This window comes from Photobacterium kasasachensis (assembly GCF_050336885.1).
Lineage (GTDB): Bacteria > Pseudomonadota > Gammaproteobacteria > Enterobacterales > Vibrionaceae > Photobacterium > Photobacterium kasasachensis.
Genome location: NZ_JAKJSH010000010.1, coordinates 51,445 through 71,271, shown reverse-complemented (window position 1 = coordinate 71,271; position 19,827 = coordinate 51,445). Strand labels below are relative to the sequence as shown.

The window sequence follows — 19,827 nt, the reverse complement described above, 5'->3', positions numbered from 1 at the left end:
TAAGAAGATGCTCCTATGAAAAATAAACGACCTATAAATAACCTGTTAGCCTCACTGTTCCTCTTCACCTCTGCCTTCTCGTTTGCCGAGACAGCAGCGATTCCTGTTACAACCGAAACAGTCAAATCCCAAGCATTTGATGTTCAGGTCGAAGAAGCCGCAAAAATTAGCGCGACCGATTCGGCAAACCTGACTTTCAGCACCGGTGAGAAAATAAAAGCGATTTATTTCAAAGACGGTGATGCCGTCAAGAAAGGCAATCTCATCGCCGAGCTTGACAGCACCAAGGCCAAAGCTGACTTCGACAAAGCCAAAAGCTCGTTGAATATGGCCAAGACTAAACTACAGCGCACCCAGAACCTGTTAAAGAAGCAACCTGATGCCCTGTCTCCTCAGGACGTTGACGAGCTGAAGGAACAGGTCAACCTGGCCGCCGCTGATTTCCGCCAAAAGCAGGCCGTGCTGCGCGATTACCAGATCATCGCCCCGTTTGACGGCCGCCTGACAGCCTTCAGCCACTCTGTGGGCAGCCACATCGATGCCTCGAGTGTTCTAGTCAGCCTGTATCGCCTCGATCCAGTAAAAGTCAGCTATACCATCAGCCAGGACGATCTCGGAAAAGCCGCCAAGGAGCAGGCCGTGCAAATTACCGTCGATGCCTTCGCTGACCAGACTTTCAAAGGAAAAGTCAATTATGTTGCCCCTGCCGTCGATGAAAACTCCGGCCGGGTAGAAGTCCACGCCCGTATTGCCAACCCCGACCATGTACTGGCACCGGGCATGTTTGCAAACGTAAAACACAGACTGGCAAAAGGGAAAAAGCAACTCCTGATCCCGCAGAATGCCGTTGTTGCCAACAATAACGAACGCTATGCCTGGGTGATTTCCGAAGGCAAGCCTGTTAAGCAGACGATAAAGCTCGGTCAGAACACCAATGATGGCTACGTCGTGGTTCGTCAGGGGCTGAAAAAAGGCCAGCAAGTTGTGACGACCGGCCAACAAAAGCTGACGGCAGAAAGCGCCGTCAAGGTACTGAATAGCGATATCGATGCCAACGAAAAAGAGAGCAACACCCAAGCGCCAATTCACCCTAGCGCCGGGAAACCAGCGGCATCGGAGGAAAGCTAATGCGATTGCCAGAGATTTGTATACGCCACCCTGTTTTTGCCTCGGTACTAAGTATTGCCGTGATCTTGCTGGGCCTGTTGTCGTTCCAAAAACTGTCTATCCAGTATTTTCCGGATCACAACACACCCACCGCGACGGTCAGTGCCAACATTACCGGAGCCAGTGCCGAGTTCATGTCACGCAACGTTGCTGACAAACTGATCGATGCCGCAACCGGGCTCGATAGCGTTGATACCATGGCAACAGACTGTCAGGAAGGCAGCTGTACCCTGAAGATCGATTTTGCCGACGATGTCGATGACGTCGAATATACCAACCTGATGAACCAACTTCGCAGCGGTGTGGAGGGGATCAGTGATTTTCCGCCGAGCATGACGGATAAACCTACAGTTACTGACAACGCGTCTGATACCAGCTCTGCCAGCAACGTCATCACTTTCGTCAATACCGGCGGGCTAGAACAGCAAGAGATGTACGACTACATCAGTCAGCAGCTTGTCCCGCAGTTTCGCCACATTCAGGGCGTCGGTGCAGTCTGGGGGCCGTATGGTGGTTCGTCCAAGGCAGTCCGCGTCTGGCTCAAGCCCGAGCGCATGATGGCCCTTAACATCAAAACGGCCGATGTTGTCGGTACACTGAGTTCCTACAATGCCAGCTTCACGGCCGGTACTATCATGGGCGAAGCCCGAGATTTTTCTATCAACCCGATTAACCAGGTTGAGAATATTGACGATGTGCGCGATCTGGTTATCCGTGTCGACAACGGCCAGGCCATTCGCCTCAAGGACATTGCCGATATCGTCATGGGAGAAGAGAGCCTCACGCCAAGCCTGCTGACCGTCAACAAGCAACAGGCAATGTCGCTGCAGGTCCTGCCGCTACGCACCGAAAACCCGGTTACCGTTGCCGAGCGAGTGAAAGAAGCCATCGACCAGATGCAGGGCCAGCTGCCTGACGGCATCGAAATGAAAATGGTATACAACCAGGCCGACTTTATTGAAGCGGCGATTGATCAGGGCTTCTCGACACTGATCGAAGCTATTGTTCTGGTCTCCCTGGTGGTCGTGCTGTTTCTCGGCTCGCTCCGGGTTGCCTCTGTCCCAATCATCACCATTCCCGTCTGTGTCATCGGTGTGTTTGCCGTTATGGCATGGCTCGGCTTTAGTATTAACGTCCTGACCATTCTGGCCATCATCCTGGCAATTGGCCTGGTGGTTGATGACGCCATCGTGGTGGTGGAAAACTGTTACCGCCATATCGAAAACGGCGAAACGCCCTTCAATGCCGCATTAAAAGGCAGCAAGGAAATTATCTTCCCGGTGATAGCAATGACGCTGACACTCGCGGTGGTGTATTTACCTATCGGTATGATGTCTGGCCTGACGGCCGATCTTTTTCGTCAGTTTGCTTTTACCCTCGCGGCAGCTGTAATTATTTCGGGCATGGTCGCACTAACCCTGTCGCCGATGATGAGCGCCTATCTGATCAAGCCAGTCGGCAACCAGCCCAAGTGGTTTAGCAAGGTCGATAAGCTGCTAAACAAACTGGCCGACAGCTACACCCGTGAACTTGGCAAATGGTTCAACCGTAAACGCATTATGGTTGCCATTGCACTGGTGCTGGTCGGTTTGTCCGGTGCTGCATTTATGAAGATGCCGCAGATACTGCTGCCTACCGAAGATTCCGGCTTCATTGACGTCACCTCAACCGCACCGACGGGTGTCGGGCGACAGTACCACCTGAAGCACAATGACGAACTCAATAGCGTAATGGCCGACAACGAGGCCATCGAGGCAAACCTGTCCTATATAGAGGGTACCCCGACAAACCATGTGATGCTCAAACCTTGGGGTGAACGCACCCAGAGCGCCGACAAGGTGATCGCCGGGCTAATAGACAAAGCCAGCAGCAATGTGTCTGCCTACAGCATGTCTTTCTCGGTCCGTGCTGCTGACAACCTCAATGTGGCCAACAACCTGATCCTTGAACTGACAACCGTTGACCGCAACACTGATGCGCTAAGTGATACCGCAGACAAGGTCACCCAACTGCTGGAAGACTACCCGGGGGTAACCAATGTCAAAAACTCGGTACTTCGCGATCAGCTCAACTACGATTTGTCGATTGATCGCAATGCCATCATTCTGTCTGGTGTCAGCTACAGCGACGTCACGGATGCCCTGTCAACCTTCCTCGGCTCCGTGAAAGCGGCAGATATGCAGTCGGAAGATGGGTTTACCTACCCGATCCAGGTTCAGGTGAACCGCGAGGCACTGGGTAATTTTAACGTACTGGACAAGCTGTATGTCGGCTCGGCTTCGGGTCAGACACTGCCGCTGTCTCAGTTCGTCACCATCAAGCAGACCACGGCAGAATCAAGCTTCAAGACCTTTATGGGCAAAGATAGCGCCGAGATCACCGCTGATCTTATGCCGGGCTATACGGCCAGCGATATCAAAACCTATATCGACCAGGAAGTGCCCGAGCTGCTTCAAAGTGCCCAGGGCTACGACTATAACGGCGTGGTCAAGGAACTGACCGACTCCCAGGCCGGAACTCAGTTGCTCTTCCTGCTGGCGCTGGTCTTTGTCTACCTGATCCTCGCCGCCCAGTTTGAGAGCTTTGTCGATCCGCTGGTGATTATGCTAACCGTACCACTATGTATCGTCGGTGCGGTGCTGACCCTGACAGCGTTCGGCCAGAGCATGAATATTTACTCGAAGATAGGCCTGCTGACCTTGGTCGGGCTAGTGACCAAACACGGGATCCTGCTGGTCGAATTTGCCAACGAGAAGCGCAAACACGGTATGCCGGCTATCGAAGCGGCCCTGGACAGTGCCCGCTCTCGCCTTCGTCCGATCCTGATGACCTCGCTCACTATGATACTGGGATCACTGCCGCTGGCACTGGCATCCGGACCCGGATCGCTAGGGCGGATCAATATCGGGTTGGTACTGGTTGGTGGATTGATTGCCGGGACCTTCTTCTCCCTGTTTGTCGTACCTGTCGCTTATGTGGGTATGGCTAAGCTCAAGGAGAAAGACATTCTGGCAATAGTCAGGAAATCAAACAAGCCGCAGCCTTCGCAGTAAGGCCTGCTGGCAGCGATTCGACCACGAACTCAAGGCTATTTCAAGACAATAAAAAACGCCTGCAATCGCAGGCGTTTTTCTGTTTAACCGTTAGCAAATACTGCTGTTATTGCTTCTCGGCCAAAATGATACGCAACGTACGACGTAACGGCTCTGCTGCACCCCATAGCAACTGATCACCCACCGTGAAAGCGTTAAGGTAATCATCACCCATTGCCAGCTTGCGCAAGCGACCAACCGGAATAGACAGTGTCCCGGTTACCTTGGTCGGGCTCAGCTCCTGAACCGTGATATCACGCTCATTCGGGATCACTTTCACCCAATCGTTATGGGACGCAATCATTTCTTCAATTTCGTCCAGCGGAGCGTTCTTCTTCAGCTTCAGGGTCAGCGCCTGGCTGTGACAACGCATGGCACCGATACGGACACAAGTACCGTCAATCGGGATTGGGTTATTGTCCAAACCAAGGATCTTATTGGTCTCAACCGAGCCTTTCCACTCTTCCTTGCTCTGGCCGTTGTCGCGCTTCACATCAATCCATGGGATCAGCGAGCCTGCCAGCGGCACACCAAACTCCTGGGCTGGGAAGTCAGCAGCACGCATTGTATCCGCCACCTTGCGGTCAATATCCAGGATTGATGTTGCCGGGTTAGCCATTTCGCTAGACACCGTGTCGTTAATCACACCCATCTGGCTGATCAGCTCACGCATGTTCTTGGCACCGGCTCCCGATGCAGCCTGGTAAGTTTGAGAGGTCATCCACTCAACCAACCCGGCCTGATAAAGGCCGCCTACCGCCATTAGCATCAGGCTGACCGTACAGTTACCACCGGTAAAGGTGTTGGTGCCAGAGTGAATACCTTGTTTAATTTGATCGAAGTTCACCGGATCAAGCGCGATGATCGAGTCTTCTTTCATTCGCAGCGTTGAAGCAGCATCAATCCAGTAACCTTTCCAGCCTGCCTGGCGCAAAGCCGGGAAGACTTTCTCGGTATAGCTGCCGCCCTGACAAGTAATAATGGCGTCGAGTTTTTTCAGGCTCTCGATATCAAATGCGTCCTGCAATACACCAGCGTCTTTACCAAAATTGGGCGCCGGAATACCGACTTGAGACGTAGAAAAGAACACTGGCTCGATAACGTCGAAGTCTCCTTCTTCAACCATTCGCTGCATCAGCACCGAACCCACCATACCACGCCAACCAACCAGACCAACTTTCATCATTGTTACTACACTCCCTGTTCAGAATTTCATATTCGACATACCAATCGGCAGAACTATCTGGCCATACCACTCACAGCATTAGCTGCAGATAGTTATGCCTACTGGCAGTAGTTCATCTATAGAGATTTAGACGATGAAAAACAAGCACAATCTGCATGAAATGAGTAAAAAAATGCCTAATCGCAGAATAAGGAGTATTTTTACTGGGTAAAAATGTCTCATACCAAACAAAACAGCCACCACCAGTTCAGACACCCTTTACGGGCCAGAAAACAATCTACTTAGCAGTAAAACGCCAGATAAACAGCCTAAAAGCGACTCTTTTATACACCAATAAGAGAAAAGCACATTTAACAAAACAAACTGTATCATGCGACTGTTTTTGAAATACTGCTCACACCCTGATAACCTAAAAATAGCCATATCAATGGTTATTTACTTCAACAACAAAGCAAATAACCAGAAATAAAGCTGCAAAACAAGGAATTTAAGACAAATAGATCAACCTTTGAGAACAGTTAAAAAACAACCAAAACACAACACAAACACTAAAAATTAACACTTTTTAAAAGAGTTAATATGTATTTTTTCTTTATTCAGTCAACTGGTTGGATGAGGTCACAGAAAGACACAATATTTATCGCGGGACTCAGTGCATTCGGATAGAGTAGCGCCGAAACGACATGAGCACCTAAATGAATGACTCACAAGTCATAAGAATTATTATTATTTGCCTCTGAGAATTACTAATTCAGAGGCTTTCCATTTTTTACAGGCTCGAACTAACAAGGTTAGAAGTATGAACAAACAGACTGTGAAACTGCCATCGCTGTTACAAGTCATTGTAGCGTTGGGTATTTTTCTTGCGCTGGCATTCTCTTTCACCGCAAAACTAGATTTACCTATCCAGCTGGCTCTCTATATCGGCTGGTTCGTTATCATGGCACTGGGTATTAAACTGGGTCATGACTACAAATCTCTGGAACAAGCTGCAACCAAAGGTATTTCCAACGGCCTGGGTGCTGTACTGATCCTGCTTGCCGTGGGTGCGCTGGTCGGTACCTGGATTGCCGGCGGTATTGTTCCAACCATCATTTATTATGGTCTTAAAGCCATTCACCCATCTATTTTCCTTCTGGCAACAATGATCATCTGTTCCCTGACGGCGCTGGCTACAGGTACTTCCTGGGGTGCTGCCGGTACAGCAGGTATCGCCATGATGGGTATTGGTCAGGGCCTTGGGATCCCGGCACCAATGACTGCAGGTGCGGTACTGTCAGGCTGTTACTTCGGTGACAAGATGTCTCCGCTGTCAGATTCGGTGATCCTTGCTTCTTCTATGTCTAACGTAGAAATCATGGAACATATTAAGGGCATGCTGCCGATTGCACTGATCAGCTACATCATTACAGGTATTCTGTTCACCGCGGTAGGCTTCCACTATGCCGGCAATGTTGACATGTCTCAGGTTGAGTCTGTTATTGCCGCAATGGATCAGCAGTTCGTCATCTCTCCGTTCTCGTTCGTTCCTGTCATTATCGTACTGGCACTGCTAGCCATGCGTCTGCCTTCATTCCCTGTTATTTCGCTTGGCTCTCTGCTAGGTATCGTTTGGGCGGTAATGGTTCAGGATATGGATCCGCTGCTTGCGTTCAACACTGCATGGGCACCGTTCTCTATCAGCTCCGGCGTAGACTTCATCGATGCGATCCTGAACCGTGGCGGTATGTCATCCATGCTGGGTTCAGTTGCAGTTATCGTCTTTGGTCTTGGTTTTGGTGGCCTGCTGGACAAAGTCGGCGTACTGCAGACTATTGCCAAGCTATTTGAAAAACGTGTTAACTCTGCAGGTAGCCTGTCTGTATCGACCATTGCGACTGCGTTCCTGGGTAACGTGTTCGGCTCGGCGATGTACGTATCTCTTATCCTGACGCCTAAGATCTGTGCCAAAAACTACGACCGTCTGGGTTACCAGCGCAAGAACCTGTCTCGTAACGCCGAGTTCGGTGGTACGTTAACTTCCGGTATGGTGCCGTGGAGTGATAACGGTATCTACATGGCAAGTATCCTGGGCGTAGCGACATTCTCTTACGCACCATTCATGTGGCTAAGCTTCGTTTGTATCATCGTAACGATTGTGTCTTCTTACATGGGCTGGTTCGTTGATCGCTGTCCACCATCAGCAACGGCTGATGCAGAAGACGAGATTGAAGGTATTACCCAGCAGCAAACCGCTTAATACCTTGATCATGAACTAAAAAAGCGCCTAAGGGCGCTTTTTTATATCCGCGCCCTGTGTAGTTAATATTGATTATCCTGCCGTTCGTGATCTCGCTGAGAGCTTCGATGTCGATTGCCGGTATACCGTTTCATAAATTTTGCTCTGACCGCACACAGGTGCCTTTGAGACTCATGAAGCATTTCTTTTCTTAGCTTTCTTTCCAGTTTGCACGTTTTCATTGCCAACCTCGATACAGACTTCTATCAGGTCAATACTCATTCTTCTTCATAGCAATGTTATTTCACATTGGTCGTTACACTGGTCATGAATAACTGACGGTTCAATCAATAGAATATAACTGTAAATAGCCCCTCTCAACCAATATGACCCAATCCTGACAAAACCATACAAGGTGATGCTTTCATGCTCGGCATCAAAAGTTTCATTTCAAATGTAGGTTATTGGCGAGATAATGATCCGGATCAATGACCCGGGGTATTCAGTGCCTATATCCTCGTCCCCTATTATAAAGTTGCACAATAAATACACCTTTAAGGAATGCAATAATGTCGAACCTAGCAATGTTTTGTCACCAGTGCTCAATGGCCCAAAGCGGCGGCTGTGGCAGCACAGGTAAAACTCAGGGTACATGCGGCAAGGATGAAACCCTGTCTCGCCTTCAGGATATTATGATTTTCGGCCTAAAAGGCCTGTCAGCATACCGTACCCATGCCGACGATCTTGGCGCGGATACCAAATCGGTTGACGATGTTATCGCTGAAACACTGTACTTCACACTAACAAACGTTAACTTCAGCTTTGACCAGCATATTGCCCAGCTAATGAAAATCGGCGGTGCCGGTAGCGAAATGATGTCTCGCCTCGGTGAAGCTCACCACGGTCGCCTCGGGATCCCTACTCCTGTATGCGTACCGCAGAACAAAGCCGAAGGTAAAGGTATTCTTGTTACCGGTCACGATCTTGAGCTGCTAGAGCGCCTGCTGATTGCCACTGAAGGCAAAGGCATCAACATCTACACCCACTCGGAAATGCTGCCAGCCCACGGCTACCCTGAGCTACGTAAGTACAGCCACCTTAAAGGCAACATCGGTAAAGCCTGGTTTGACCAGAAACAACTGTTCCAGAAGTGGAACGGTACCATTATTGTAACGACTAACTGTATCGTTCCTCCGACAGGCCGAGCAGATTATGCCGATCGTCTGTACAGCTACGGTATCGTCGGCATCGACAACTGCCGCCAGTTGGAAGATGACTTTGCGCCGCTGATCGAGCAGACACTAAGCCTGCCGGATATCGAAGGCTTCGACAGCGAAGATACCCTGATGACAGGCCACAACTACAAAACGATTCTTGGCCTTGCTCCGCAAATTCTGGAAGCCGTTAACGCAGGCAAGATCAAGCAGTTCTTCGTGGTTGCCGGTTGTGACAAACCAGGCAAGCCAAACGACTACTTCCGCGATTTGGCGCTGTCGATCCCGGATGATTGCATTATCCTGACCTCGTCTTGCGGCAAGTTCCGTTTCAATGACCACGACTTCGGTACGATCCCGGGCACAGAAATTCCTCGCTACCTTGACCTTGGTCAGTGTAATGATAGCTACGGTGCCGTGATGATCGCGCTGGCACTGAGCGACGCCATGGGAGTACCAGTTAACGAACTACCGGTTAACATCGTCCTGTCCTGGATGGAACAGAAAGCCGTTCTGATCCTGCTTGCGCTGTTCAACCTGGGTATCCAGAACATCTACCTGGGCCCTAACCCACCGGAGTTCGTCAATGAAGCCATTTTCGAATTCCTACAGCAGCAGTTCAACCTTCAGCTAACCGGTAACGTCGAAGACGACCTGGCTAAAATGCTGAACCCGCAACCAGAGATTGAAGTAGTCGAAGCGTAAGCGCGGCCCCCTTCAGTCAACCGGGCCGACTTCGCCCTACCCACTAAGAAGTCGGCCCTATTCAAAATAATAAAGACAGCCAAGCTTAATCACTGACGGTACCCCATTTCAGACACCATCAGCCTTAGCTTGAACAGACAGTGCTTGTTCGCTGGAGTAAGTTATGCCTAAAAATCCACGGATTGATAACCAAAACATCACCTATGCCACGATGGACGGCAACGAAGCCGCCGCTTCCGTCGCCTATCGCTGCAATGAAGTCATCGGCATTTATCCCATCACACCTTCTTCCCCGATGTCGGAAGCCTGTGAGATCTGGGAAAGCCAGGGACAAAAAAACCTGTGGGGACAAGTTCCGCGGGTCATTGAAATGCAATCTGAAGGTGGTGCTGCCGGGGCGGTTCACGGTGCATTGATGGCCGGTTCCATGGCCACCACCTTTACCTCGTCCCAGGGCTTGCTGCTTAAAATCCCGAACATGTACAAAATTGCCGGTGAGCTGACGCCGTTTGTTATGCATGTTGCCGCGCGAACACTTGCCACCCATGCCCTGTCCATTTTCGGTGATCATTCCGATGTAATGGCGGTACGTCAAACCGGTTTTGCCATGCTGGCGGCCAATTCGGTCCAGCAGGCCCACGATTTTGCCCTGATCAGTCAGGCCGCAACACTGGAAAGCCGGATCCCGTTTGTCCATTTCTTCGATGGCTTCCGCACCTCGCATGAGATCAACAAGATCGCGATGATCGACGACAACACCATTCGTCAGATGATCTCCGAAGATCATGTTGATAGCTTCCACCAGCGTGGGCTGACACCCGATGCGCCAAGCATTCGCGGTACGGCACAAAACCCGGATACCTTCTTCCAGGCGCGTGAAGCTGCCAATGGTTTCTATCAGGCATGTCCGGATATCGTGGCCGATAAAATGGCCCAGTTTGCCAACCTGACCGGAAGAGAATACAAGCTGTTTGATTACTACGGCCACCCGGAAGCCACCGATGTCATTGTGATTATGGGTTCGGCCACCTCGGCTGTTGAGCAGGCAATTGATCACCTGCTGACGACCGGACGTAAAATCGGTATCGTCAGTGTTCACCTTTATCGCCCGTTCTCGCTCAAGCATTTCATGTCCGTGCTGCCTGCCAGCGTTCAGCAGATCGCAGTCATGGATCGTACCAAAGAACCAGGCTCGGTCGGTGAGCCGCTATATCTGGATGTGGTTTCGACCATCCAACAGGCGTACGCGGCAAAACAATACCCGCACCTGCCTGCAATAATGGGCGGTCGCTACGGCCTGTCATCGAAAGAATTCAATCCGGGCCATGCCGTCAGCATCTTCAATGCGATGACCGACGAGCAGCTCAGCCATAACTTCACGGTGGGGATCTGTGATGATATCACCCACCTTTCTCTGCCGCCGGTTCCTACAATTGATGCCGAGCCAAGCAGCCGACTACGTGCCCTGTTCTACGGTCTGGGTGCCGACGGCACGGTCAGTGCCAATAAAAACACTATCAAGATCATAGGTGAAAACACCGACCTGCATACGCAGGGGTATTTCGTCTATGACTCCAAGAAATCAGGCGGTACGACTATTTCGCACCTGCGTTTTGACACCATGCCTGTCGAAGCGCCGTACCTGATTGAGCAGGCTGAGTTCATTGCCTGCCACCAGTTCCAGTTTGTCAACAAACTGGAAATGTTCGAGCACGCTGCCGAGCAGGGTACCCTGTTGCTTAACAGCCCGCATAACGCTGATGACGTCTGGGAGCACCTGCCGCAGGAAGTCCAGAAAGTTATCATCGACAAGCAGCTCAACCTGTATGTTATCAATGCCGTAGAGCTAGCCCATGAGCTCGGGCTGAAAAACCGCCTGAACACCATCATGCAGACGGCCTTCTTTGCCCTCAGCGAGCTGATGCCAATAGAGCAGGCTATTGCCCAGCTCAAAGAGGCGATTGAAAAAAGCTACAGCAAGCGCGGCCCGGCAATTGTCGAGGCCAACCACAGGGCCGTCGATGCAACAGTTGCCCGTCTGCAACAGGTGGCAATTCCGCAGCAGGCCACCAGCCTGTTCCGCCGTCCGCCTGTCGTTAATGAAAAGGCCCCTGAACTGGTCAAGCGTGTCAGTGCCATGATGATGGCGGATAAAGGTGATCTTCTGCCGGTGAGTGCCTTCCCTGTCGATGGCTGCTGGCCAACGGCGACCAGTCAATGGGAAAAACGCAACATTGCCCAGGAAGTGCCGGTCTGGGAAGAAGACCTGTGTACCCAGTGTAATATTTGTACCCTTGTCTGCCCGCACGCTGCTATTCGTGCCAAGACCGTCACCCCTGATGCTCTGGAACTTGCACCCGATGGCTTCAAGAGCGCCGAATATAAACAACGCGACTTTAAAGGTCAGCAATACACCTTGCAGGTCTCTCCACAGGATTGTACCGGGTGTAACCTCTGTACCACGGCTTGCCCGGCCAGTGACAAGGCCGATCCATCACGCAAGGCCATCAACATGGCACCGAAGCAGCCGGTACTGGAATCACAAAGCAAGAACTACGAGTTCTTCCTTGACCTGCCAGAGCTTGAGCGTATTGATATCAAACGTATCGATGCCCGTACCAGCCAGTTACTGCAGCCATTGTTCGAGTATTCCGGAGCCTGTTCCGGTTGCGGAGAAACGTCCTATGTGAAGCTGCTAACCCAGCTGTTTGGTGATCGCCTATTGGTTGCCAATGCCACCGGCTGCTCTTCAATCTATGGCGGTAACCTGCCGACCACACCGTATACCGTCGACAAGCACGGGCGCGGACCGGCCTGGGCGAACTCCCTGTTTGAGGATAACGCCGAGTTTGGTTTAGGTATGCGCCTGGCACTCAACAGTAAGCGTAACAACGCCCTTAACCTGTTGGAGACAGCTGCTGACATCTTACCGACCGAGCTACTGGATCAGATCAAGCAAGATGCCTTTGACAGCAGTGAAGCCGCTGTTACTCGTCAGCGCCAGAACCTTAGCCGCATGCGAGCCGAGCTGCCTTACAGCCACCGTCAGCTCAACGAACGGGCGGACGACCTGGTTGCTAAGAGTAACTGGATTGTCGGCGGAGACGGCTGGGCTTATGACATTGGCTTCGGCGGCTTGGATCATGTCCTGGCTGGCAGCGACAACGTCAATGTGCTGGTCATGGATACCCAGGGCTATTCCAACACTGGTGGCCAGCAATCAAAAGCGACCCCAACTGGTGCAGTGGCCAAATTTGCCACTCAGGGCAAAACAAGCAACGGCAAAGATCTGGCGCTAAACATGATGATGCACGGCAATGTCTATGTCGCCAAAATTGCATTGGGTGCCAATATGAACCAGACCATCAAGGCTCTTCAGGAAGCTGAAGCGTATCCCGGCCCGTCACTGGTTATCGCCTACTCTCCATGTATCACCCATGGCTTTGACATGGCCGAGGGTGTCGAGCACCAGCAGTTACTGGTAGAAACCGGTCTGTGGCCACTGTTCCGCTTTGATCCGCGACGGACAGACAAAGGTCGGGCCGCTCTGCAAATGGACTCCAAAGCACCGAAAAAGGATGTCGAGGAGCTGATCAGCCGTGAAGCTCGCTTTACGCAGATCCTGCGCCGCAACCCTGAACAGTATCAGGCCAACCTGGAACGGTTGCGCCAGCAAGTTGCTCACAAGCACCTGTTGCTGGAGCAACTAGGCCAATGGAAGCCTAAAAAGAAATAATCATTTGGCGTGGCAGCTCTCTGCTACGCCTAACCGAACATAAACAGACTGAACCATCAGCAATACAAGTTAGCTGGAGATGAACATGACAAATATTGGTATTTTTTTCGCAAGTGACACAGGCAACACCGAGAAAGTTGCTGAAAAAATCGCGACCCGACTAGAGCTGGAAACCAACGATATTGCCGGCTGCAGTAACGAGGTTTTTGACGACTATGATTTGCTGATCCTCGGTACGCCAACTGCTAACTATGGTGAAATGCAGCCGGACTGGGACTGTTTTGTACCAGAGCTGGAAGATGCTGATCTAAGCGGAAAGAAAGTAGCGCTATTTGGTCTGGGTGATCAGGTGGACTATCCGGATAGCTTCCAGGACGCCATGGGTGATCTGGCCGATCTGATTGTTGAAGCAGGCGGCGAGATCATCGGCCAATGGCCAACGGACGGTTACGAGTTTAATGACTCGCGTGCGGTTAAAGATGACAAATTTGTCGGTCTGGCTCTTGATGAAGACCGCCAGCCTGAGCTTACCGATGACCGTATCGCAACTTGGCTAAATACGCTAGGCCTTTCAGCTTAACGTCTTAACATGTACCAGCCGTTATAATGGCGCTTAACAAACAAAGGCTGCATCATGCAGCCTTTGTCGTATTCGTAGCCAAAATGTATCTAACACTTCTGTGTGATTTATCTCGATAACTGTTATCTTGTCGACATTGACTGCGCGTCAACCGTTCCTACAGAGCGAAAACTGTCGAGTTTAAACTTTAAGGCCTGCAACGGACGCCGCCAGGCGAATTTTGGCGAAGACCAACGCAGCACATGAGAGAAATGCAGTCGCTTGGCAGGGTGGTAACACTGACTCTTGCATTGCAGACAGTTAGGCTTGTCTTCTCCCAGGCGACAGCTGGCAACCCGCGTTTCGACATATTCAATAAGCCCTTCACATTCAGGGCAAATAATCGCCCCACGGTGCAGCGTTTTACAATATAGGCGAATCATCGCTTTTGCTGTGTCCAGTTCACGCTGCTTACGAACTGAATGTTTCGTTTGAACTATCATAGGGGCGGTATTATCCACCGCAGCTAAAAACACCCTTTGATAAAGATCAATTTTGCCTATCGATTGAATGATTCCGCCAAATCAGCCATACCTACAGTATAAATATCTAACCAAGCTCAAACTAGAAAGCTGTTATTCTGTGATAAGTGCGTCCACCCTCACGTTTTTGAGTCAAAAAACACCAAATTCACCCATATTGATCTCAATTTTCCCAGCAAGAGCCTAGGCAACTACCGCTGCGTTCTGAGTCAAGTATTGGGTAACGGCAACAACGGTATCGTTCAGGACTTTCTCGAGCTTCCTATATTCAGCATCAGCAACAACTTGCTGCTTTTTGAAATGCTTCTCGATGATCTCCGCCTGCCGCTTTAGGGACTCAGCCCCCAAACTGCTTGCGACCCCTTTTAGACTGTGAACCAACCTCAGAGCAGCCTCATCTATTTCATCGGGCGCACGCTGATAGACCATCTGCTGTAGCTTTTTGGCATCAAGAGCATGTTCCTCGATAAATATCTCAAACAACATTTTGACGGATTCTGCATCGTCATCCATGGACTCCATCACATACGCCACATTCAGCACGTCTAGCTGCTCCCCCTCTCTCTGAGGCCCGGGCTGTTGAGCTTCTAACTCCAGACTCTCACTGGACGCACTGTCGCACTCAGTAATATCAGGTATCTCAGAAGACTTGGCCTCAGAATACTTGATCTGAGAAAGATCAGTCTCAACGGGCTGGATCTCAGCATCCTGAATCACGTCAGGCGCAACAACCCCAATCTGTTCAGCATTCGCCACCTCTTCAACACATGTCATCTCTTCAACAACCACAACAGCATCTTGTTCGCGCTCTGCTTCCTCGGCAAGGTACGCCTCGATGGCCACCTTCAGCTCTTTAAGCGCCTGATCTAATAGCTCAATATCTTCGGCATGAACTGCAATACCCTGTTTGCAACAATGCTCGATATATTCAGCTCGTTGGCGCAGTTGCCCTGCACCAAAACTGCTAGCAACACTTTTGAGGCTATGTGAAATTAAACTGACCTCGTCACACTGACCGCGCTCAAGACTGGCAGATAGCCGCTTGGCATCATCAATGTGCTCCTCGAGGAAAACCTCCAGCAGCATCACCACAGACTCCCTGTCACCGTCCATGCTGTCGAGCATCTGTTCCGTATCAAGTACAGAATCCGCAATGCGGGCTTTTTGCTCTGAGCCCTCGCCAAGCACATCCGAGCCCTTAACCTCGCAGTCCTCTCTTGTATCATGCTCCGGTACCAACAATGCTGATGTCGCCTCCGTGATCTGCACGGACTGCATTTTCCTGCGTCGACCGACAACACCATAACTCACCCCACCAATACCCACGAGCGCTACCAGAACAGCCAGTAACAAGCTCAACCAGGTCAGAGTTGTCTCAGATTGGATCAAAGCAGATTGCAACTTCTGAAGGGAGGCAAGGAAAGGGTTCATGTCGACGCTTTTGATCGCCGTCAGGTCTGCGGTAACCTGACCTTTAGCAAGGAGAGTCTCCTTGTCAAAAACATAATGCCGCGTCAGCCAGGCATATTCGGCCTGGTCGGCAAATTGATCACCCTGCTTAACCAACGGGGTGATCTTGGCTTGAACTGAAGCCGGAATATCACCATGTTGCCACTCGAGCAACCGACTACGAAACGGCGCTGTCAGTTCACTTTGCTGTTCTGAAACAGGCAGCGATAAATCTACAGGTACGGTAATCACTTGCCACCGCAACTGCTCTGCCTCATTCTGCAACTGTGAGGTAGAACTGATGAAACTCAGGGTCGATGCTGATAGCACAGAAAGATAGGCAATAACGCCCGTTCCGACCAACAATAACAATAAACCCAATACGAGAATAATAGGTGACGAGTCTCTGCCCTGCTCTTCAACCTGCCGACTTAGTGCTGGCATTACAGGTGCAACAGCAAACTCTGATACAGGCTTTTCTTCTATTTTCATACTCACCCCTATCTACGGTATTTCAAGATCCGGTTGGCACACCTCTTTCCAACGCTATATAAAAACCAAGTCATCATAGCCTAGCAACACTAACATTTAGCTTAGCCAACATCTTAACCATATTCCATTAGACATTATGCTCACAATGGCATAGCCATGTCCAAGATACAAAAAAGCCACCTTCATCATAGATAAAGGTGGCTGTCTGCTCGTCAGCGTAATTTAGCTATCAGTGTTTAGACGTCGCTGCAGTTGATCCTTCAGATTCGGTGGCGTTCCCTTAATTGTCAGCGTATCGGTTTCGGCATCATAAAAAATGCGCTCGCCCAGTAGCATGCTGTCAAAGTTAATCGACACCCCGCCACCTGAACCGACAAATTTGGTCAGCTTGCGCATGGCGGTACGATCGGCCGGAAAGCTCTCTTCCAACTCGTAGCCCTGGTTGGCAGCAAACTGATAGAAGTCAGTCCCGTCCTCGGTGGTCGGCAGCTCTCCCGCCAGCTCCTTCACCGTCACCTCATCGCCGGCCTGTAGCTGGCCATTGCAGTAATCGTAGACTTGCTTACGGTATTGCTGTTTCTCATCCTTTTCCAAACGCGAGTCAGCACAGTAGTCCTCTACCGCCTGCATCAGCACCTGATTTTGCTCCTTCACGTCCAGCCCGACTTCTGCCTGCATGAAATCAAGGAAAAAGTCTGCAATTTTACGACCGACACGCCCCTTAATGAAGGTCAGGTAACGGTTTGATTCGCTATCCGTTTCCCAGGACGAGAGATCGATGCGCGCAACAATGTCCATTTTGCCGACATCGAGATAGTCAGTCGCACTGATATCTAGTTGCTCGGTCACCTTCATACTGTGACAGGTCGGCAGCAAACCGATAAACAGATAGTCGGTTGCCAAAGACTGGTACTCGGCCAGAACCAGGGTGCCGGCATCGGCAAACGGATATTTAGCCAGCTCGGTCTGCAGTTTTTTCGCCGATTGGTTAGAAAATGACAGGAAATCTAATTCTCCGGAGCGAATTTGCTTCAGCCAATGACTAAACTCACTGTCTTCGGCAAAGTGGGCAAAGCCTTTCGCGCCCTTGCTGCTGTAGACCCGGTGTAGTTCAGCAACCAAATCCTCTGTCGATTGGCTATTTTCAAGCGTTTGTTTTCTAAGATGAACTTCAAGTTCATCCTGATCATTTTTTGTCAGTTGGTGCAGGATGACGTTCGAAAGCGTAAGACTCATAATGGAAAAGTTTCAGTTAATCTAAAGTGTAGGTTATTATAAGTCGCTTTCTTTAACATTAAACAAGACTTCCTATGCCAATTACTTCAAAATACACCAATAAAAAAGTTGAACAAATCATTGATGACGTGTTCGATGTACTAGAGAAGCATGATGCTTCTGCGGAACTAGCACTGATGATCGTAGGTAACATCGCTACCAACGTGATCAATGCCGACGTTCCAGCATCGCAAAGGAAAGCAATCGCAGAAAAATTCTCACAAGCTCTGCTCTCCTCGATTAAGGAAGATTAATTTGTTTGTTGGCGTCGCAACTATGACTGGGAATTACTGACATCTATGGTCAACAGCGGTAACAATTATAAAGACAAAGTCTCACAGCTCATCAGCTGGGGACACTGGTTCAGTTTTTTCAATATCATCGCGGCCATGCTTCTTGGCACCCGTTATATTGCCCATTCTGAATGGCCTGAAACTATCCTGGGCCAACTTTATCTTGGATTAAGTTGGGTCGGACACTTCGGGTTTCTTGTATTTGGTTTTTATATTCTGGTTCTCTTTCCGGCCAGCTTTCTGATCCCCTCACAGCGCCTGATGCGGCTGTTTGCGGTGTTGGTCGGCACCATTGGCCTGACAGGGTTGCTTCTGGACACCCATGCCTATGAGTCTCTGGATTTGCACCTAAGTCCACTGGTGTGGGACTTGCTGTTAAGCGGTGAGAAAACAGATCTTAACGCCCGCTGGCAATACCTATTTGTTGCTGTCCCTGCGATATTCCTTATGCAGTTAATTCTGTCGGAATGGTTGTGGCGCAAGCTCAGGAAGCTGACTCGAAAACATGTCGGCGTACCTATCGCTGTTATTTTCGGTTTCTGTTTCCTGAGCAGCCACCTGATATATATCTGGGCGGATGCGAACCTATACCGCCCTGTGACCGTGCAGCGCTCCAACTTCCCGCTGTCCTATCCGATGACTGCGAAGACCTTCATGGAAAAGCATGGCTGGCTGGATAAACAGGAATATGCCAAACGCCTTGATGCCCAGGGCATTGCCGAAAGCGAACATATCCGCTATCCAATGAATAAGCTGGCATTCAACGATCAGGGCACGGGTCAGAATGTGCTGATCGTGATGATTGATAGCCTGCGTAGCGATATGGTCAACAAAGAGACCATGCCGTATCTAACCGCTTTTGCCCAGCAAAACCTGAACTACAGCAATCACTATAGTGCCAGTAACGAGAATGCCGGGGGTGTCTTCGGCCTCTTCTACGGGTTGCCGGCCGGCTATATCAACAGTGTCCGCTCTGCAAACTCGTCACCGGTATTACTCGATACGCTCAAAAAGCGCGGTTACCAGTTTGGCTTGTTCAGTGGTAACGGATTCGAGACATCAATCTACTCGGAAGCCATTTTTTCCAGCCGCAAGCTGGCTGAAATAGCAGACGAAACCGTTACCAATAGTGACACGAAAGCCATCGCGGAGTGGAAGGACTGGCTTGACACCCAATCCAACGACTCACCATGGTTCAGCTATATTGAACTGGCATCTATCGAGAATTTCGAGGAAGATGGCGACTTTGCCCCGCAATTTGAACCGTCTCTGAGCAGTACCGACTCAAATCCTGCCAGTGTCGATACGACCCAGTTGCTGAAGAACAGTTACCGAAATACCGCCTATTATGTTGATGAGCTGCTTATTGATGTATTTGATCAACTCGTTTCCAACAATGCGCTGGACAATACCGTGGTTGTCATCACATCGAACCACGGCAACGAATTTAATGAAACCGGCACCAATAGCTGGGGTGCAGAAACCAACTACAGTCGCTACCAGCTAAAAGTACCGTTTGTCATGCACTGGCCGGGAACTGTACCGGCCCAGACTACCCGCGCAACAAGCCATTTGGATCTTGTACCGACATTGATGGAGTCATTATTGGCAACAACCACGCCGGTAACGGACTACAGCAGCGGAGTCAGTTTGTTCGAGACTAGCCCCAAGCGCCGCTGGGTACTGGCTGGGAGTGACCGGGACATTGTCGTATTGCAGAAAAACACGACAACAGTCGTGGATAAACACGGTAACTACCGGGTTTATGATCAGGACTACAAGCTGAAAAGCGGTGGCAAACCGAAGCTTTCAACCCTGATGCAGGTCATGCATGAGCTGAAGCGCTTCTATCAGCCGGAGTGATCCTACAGTCACCGGCTGTCACAGCTAATCCATAAC

The 19,827-nt window shown here is 50.4% G+C and carries 12 protein-coding genes; 8 read left to right on the top strand and 4 right to left on the bottom strand.

Annotated elements, in window-relative coordinates; translation table 11 throughout:
- The first annotated feature begins 15 nt into the window (after window positions 1–15).
- Window positions 16–1,128 (top strand): efflux RND transporter periplasmic adaptor subunit, encoded by a 1,113-nt coding sequence (locus L4D19_RS15060; protein ID WP_428453119.1) that lies wholly within the window; start codon window positions 16–18, stop codon window positions 1,126–1,128.
- A complete protein-coding gene (locus L4D19_RS15055; protein WP_428453118.1) occupies window positions 1,128–4,220 on the top strand; it encodes an efflux RND transporter permease subunit in 3,093 nt (1,030 codons plus the stop codon). Before L4D19_RS15060 ends, L4D19_RS15055 begins: the two co-directional genes overlap by 1 nt.
- A gap of 106 nt (window positions 4,221–4,326) precedes the next feature.
- Here L4D19_RS15055 and asd read toward each other — a convergent pair whose 3' ends face one another.
- On the bottom strand, window positions 4,327–5,442 hold the full coding sequence (asd, locus tag L4D19_RS15050) for an aspartate-semialdehyde dehydrogenase (protein ID WP_428453233.1): 1,116 nt from the start codon (window positions 5,440–5,442) through the stop codon (window positions 4,327–4,329).
- A 745-nt stretch (window positions 5,443–6,187) separates the two neighbouring features.
- Between asd and nhaC the strand changes: the two genes are divergently transcribed.
- From nhaC to fldA, 4 genes are all read left to right on the top strand, one after another.
- Window positions 6,188–7,684, top strand: coding sequence for a Na+/H+ antiporter NhaC (gene nhaC / locus L4D19_RS15045; RefSeq protein ID WP_428453232.1), 1,497 nt, complete (start codon window positions 6,188–6,190; stop codon window positions 7,682–7,684).
- A gap of 548 nt (window positions 7,685–8,232) precedes the next feature.
- A complete protein-coding gene (hcp, locus tag L4D19_RS15040; RefSeq protein WP_428453117.1) occupies window positions 8,233–9,582 on the top strand; it encodes a hydroxylamine reductase in 1,350 nt (449 codons plus the stop codon).
- Between the two features lie 163 nt (window positions 9,583–9,745).
- On the top strand, window positions 9,746–13,318 hold the full coding sequence (nifJ, locus tag L4D19_RS15035; protein WP_428453116.1) for a pyruvate:ferredoxin (flavodoxin) oxidoreductase: 3,573 nt from the start codon (window positions 9,746–9,748) through the stop codon (window positions 13,316–13,318).
- Window positions 13,319–13,403: 85 nt separating this feature from the next.
- Entirely contained in the window at window positions 13,404–13,898 is a 495-nt protein-coding gene (gene fldA, locus L4D19_RS15030; RefSeq protein ID WP_160648606.1) for a flavodoxin FldA, read from the top strand.
- A 122-nt stretch (window positions 13,899–14,020) separates the two neighbouring features.
- Here fldA and L4D19_RS15025 read toward each other — a convergent pair whose 3' ends face one another.
- The 3 genes from L4D19_RS15025 to yejK all read right to left on the bottom strand — a co-directional run bounded on the left by L4D19_RS15025 (window position 14,021) and on the right by yejK (window position 17,596).
- The gene (locus L4D19_RS15025; RefSeq protein WP_239411761.1) at window positions 14,021–14,380 is read right to left on the bottom strand and encodes a nitrous oxide-stimulated promoter family protein; all 360 of its coding nucleotides are present in this window, start codon (window positions 14,378–14,380) and stop codon (window positions 14,021–14,023) included.
- Between the two features lie 222 nt (window positions 14,381–14,602).
- Window positions 14,603–16,360 carry an Hpt domain-containing protein gene (locus tag L4D19_RS15020; protein WP_428453115.1) on the bottom strand — a complete coding sequence of 586 codons (1,758 nt, stop codon included), beginning with the start codon at window positions 16,358–16,360 and terminating at the stop codon, window positions 14,603–14,605.
- A 222-nt stretch (window positions 16,361–16,582) separates the two neighbouring features.
- Complete coding sequence (gene yejK, locus L4D19_RS15015) at window positions 16,583–17,596, bottom strand: nucleoid-associated protein YejK (protein WP_428453114.1); 1,014 nt, start codon at window positions 17,594–17,596, stop codon at window positions 16,583–16,585.
- A 74-nt stretch (window positions 17,597–17,670) separates the two neighbouring features.
- On the opposite strand from yejK, the gene L4D19_RS15010 reads away from it, so the two are divergent.
- Window positions 17,671–17,889, top strand: a complete 219-nt coding sequence (locus tag L4D19_RS15010; RefSeq protein ID WP_075764867.1) for a YejL family protein — start codon at window positions 17,671–17,673, stop codon at window positions 17,887–17,889.
- Window positions 17,890–17,934: 45 nt separating this feature from the next.
- Window positions 17,935–19,791, top strand: a complete 1,857-nt coding sequence (locus tag L4D19_RS15005; RefSeq protein WP_428453113.1) for a DUF3413 domain-containing protein — start codon at window positions 17,935–17,937, stop codon at window positions 19,789–19,791.
- Window positions 19,792–19,827: the final 36 nt, after the last annotated feature.

What these genes read in the sequence shown, in the direction of transcription:
- L4D19_RS15010 (WP_075764867.1), top strand. Translation starts at nt 17,671, where the DNA reads ATGCCAATTACTTCAAAATACACCAATAAAAAAGTTGAACAAATCATT.
- L4D19_RS15055 (WP_428453118.1), top strand. Translation starts at nt 1,128, where the DNA reads ATGCGATTGCCAGAGATTTGTATACGCCACCCTGTTTTTGCCTCGGTA.
- L4D19_RS15005 (WP_428453113.1), top strand. Translation starts at nt 17,935, where the DNA reads ATGGTCAACAGCGGTAACAATTATAAAGACAAAGTCTCACAGCTCATC.
- hcp (WP_428453117.1), top strand. Translation starts at nt 8,233, where the DNA reads ATGTCGAACCTAGCAATGTTTTGTCACCAGTGCTCAATGGCCCAAAGC.
- fldA (WP_160648606.1), top strand. Translation starts at nt 13,404, where the DNA reads ATGACAAATATTGGTATTTTTTTCGCAAGTGACACAGGCAACACCGAG.
- asd (WP_428453233.1), bottom strand. Translation starts at nt 5,442, where the DNA reads ATGAAAGTTGGTCTGGTTGGTTGGCGTGGTATGGTGGGTTCGGTGCTG.
- L4D19_RS15020 (WP_428453115.1), bottom strand. Translation starts at nt 16,360, where the DNA reads ATGAAAATAGAAGAAAAGCCTGTATCAGAGTTTGCTGTTGCACCTGTA.
- nifJ (WP_428453116.1), top strand. Translation starts at nt 9,746, where the DNA reads ATGCCTAAAAATCCACGGATTGATAACCAAAACATCACCTATGCCACG.
- L4D19_RS15060 (WP_428453119.1), top strand. Translation starts at nt 16, where the DNA reads ATGAAAAATAAACGACCTATAAATAACCTGTTAGCCTCACTGTTCCTC.
- yejK (WP_428453114.1), bottom strand. Translation starts at nt 17,596, where the DNA reads ATGAGTCTTACGCTTTCGAACGTCATCCTGCACCAACTGACAAAAAAT.
- L4D19_RS15025 (WP_239411761.1), bottom strand. Translation starts at nt 14,380, where the DNA reads ATGATAGTTCAAACGAAACATTCAGTTCGTAAGCAGCGTGAACTGGAC.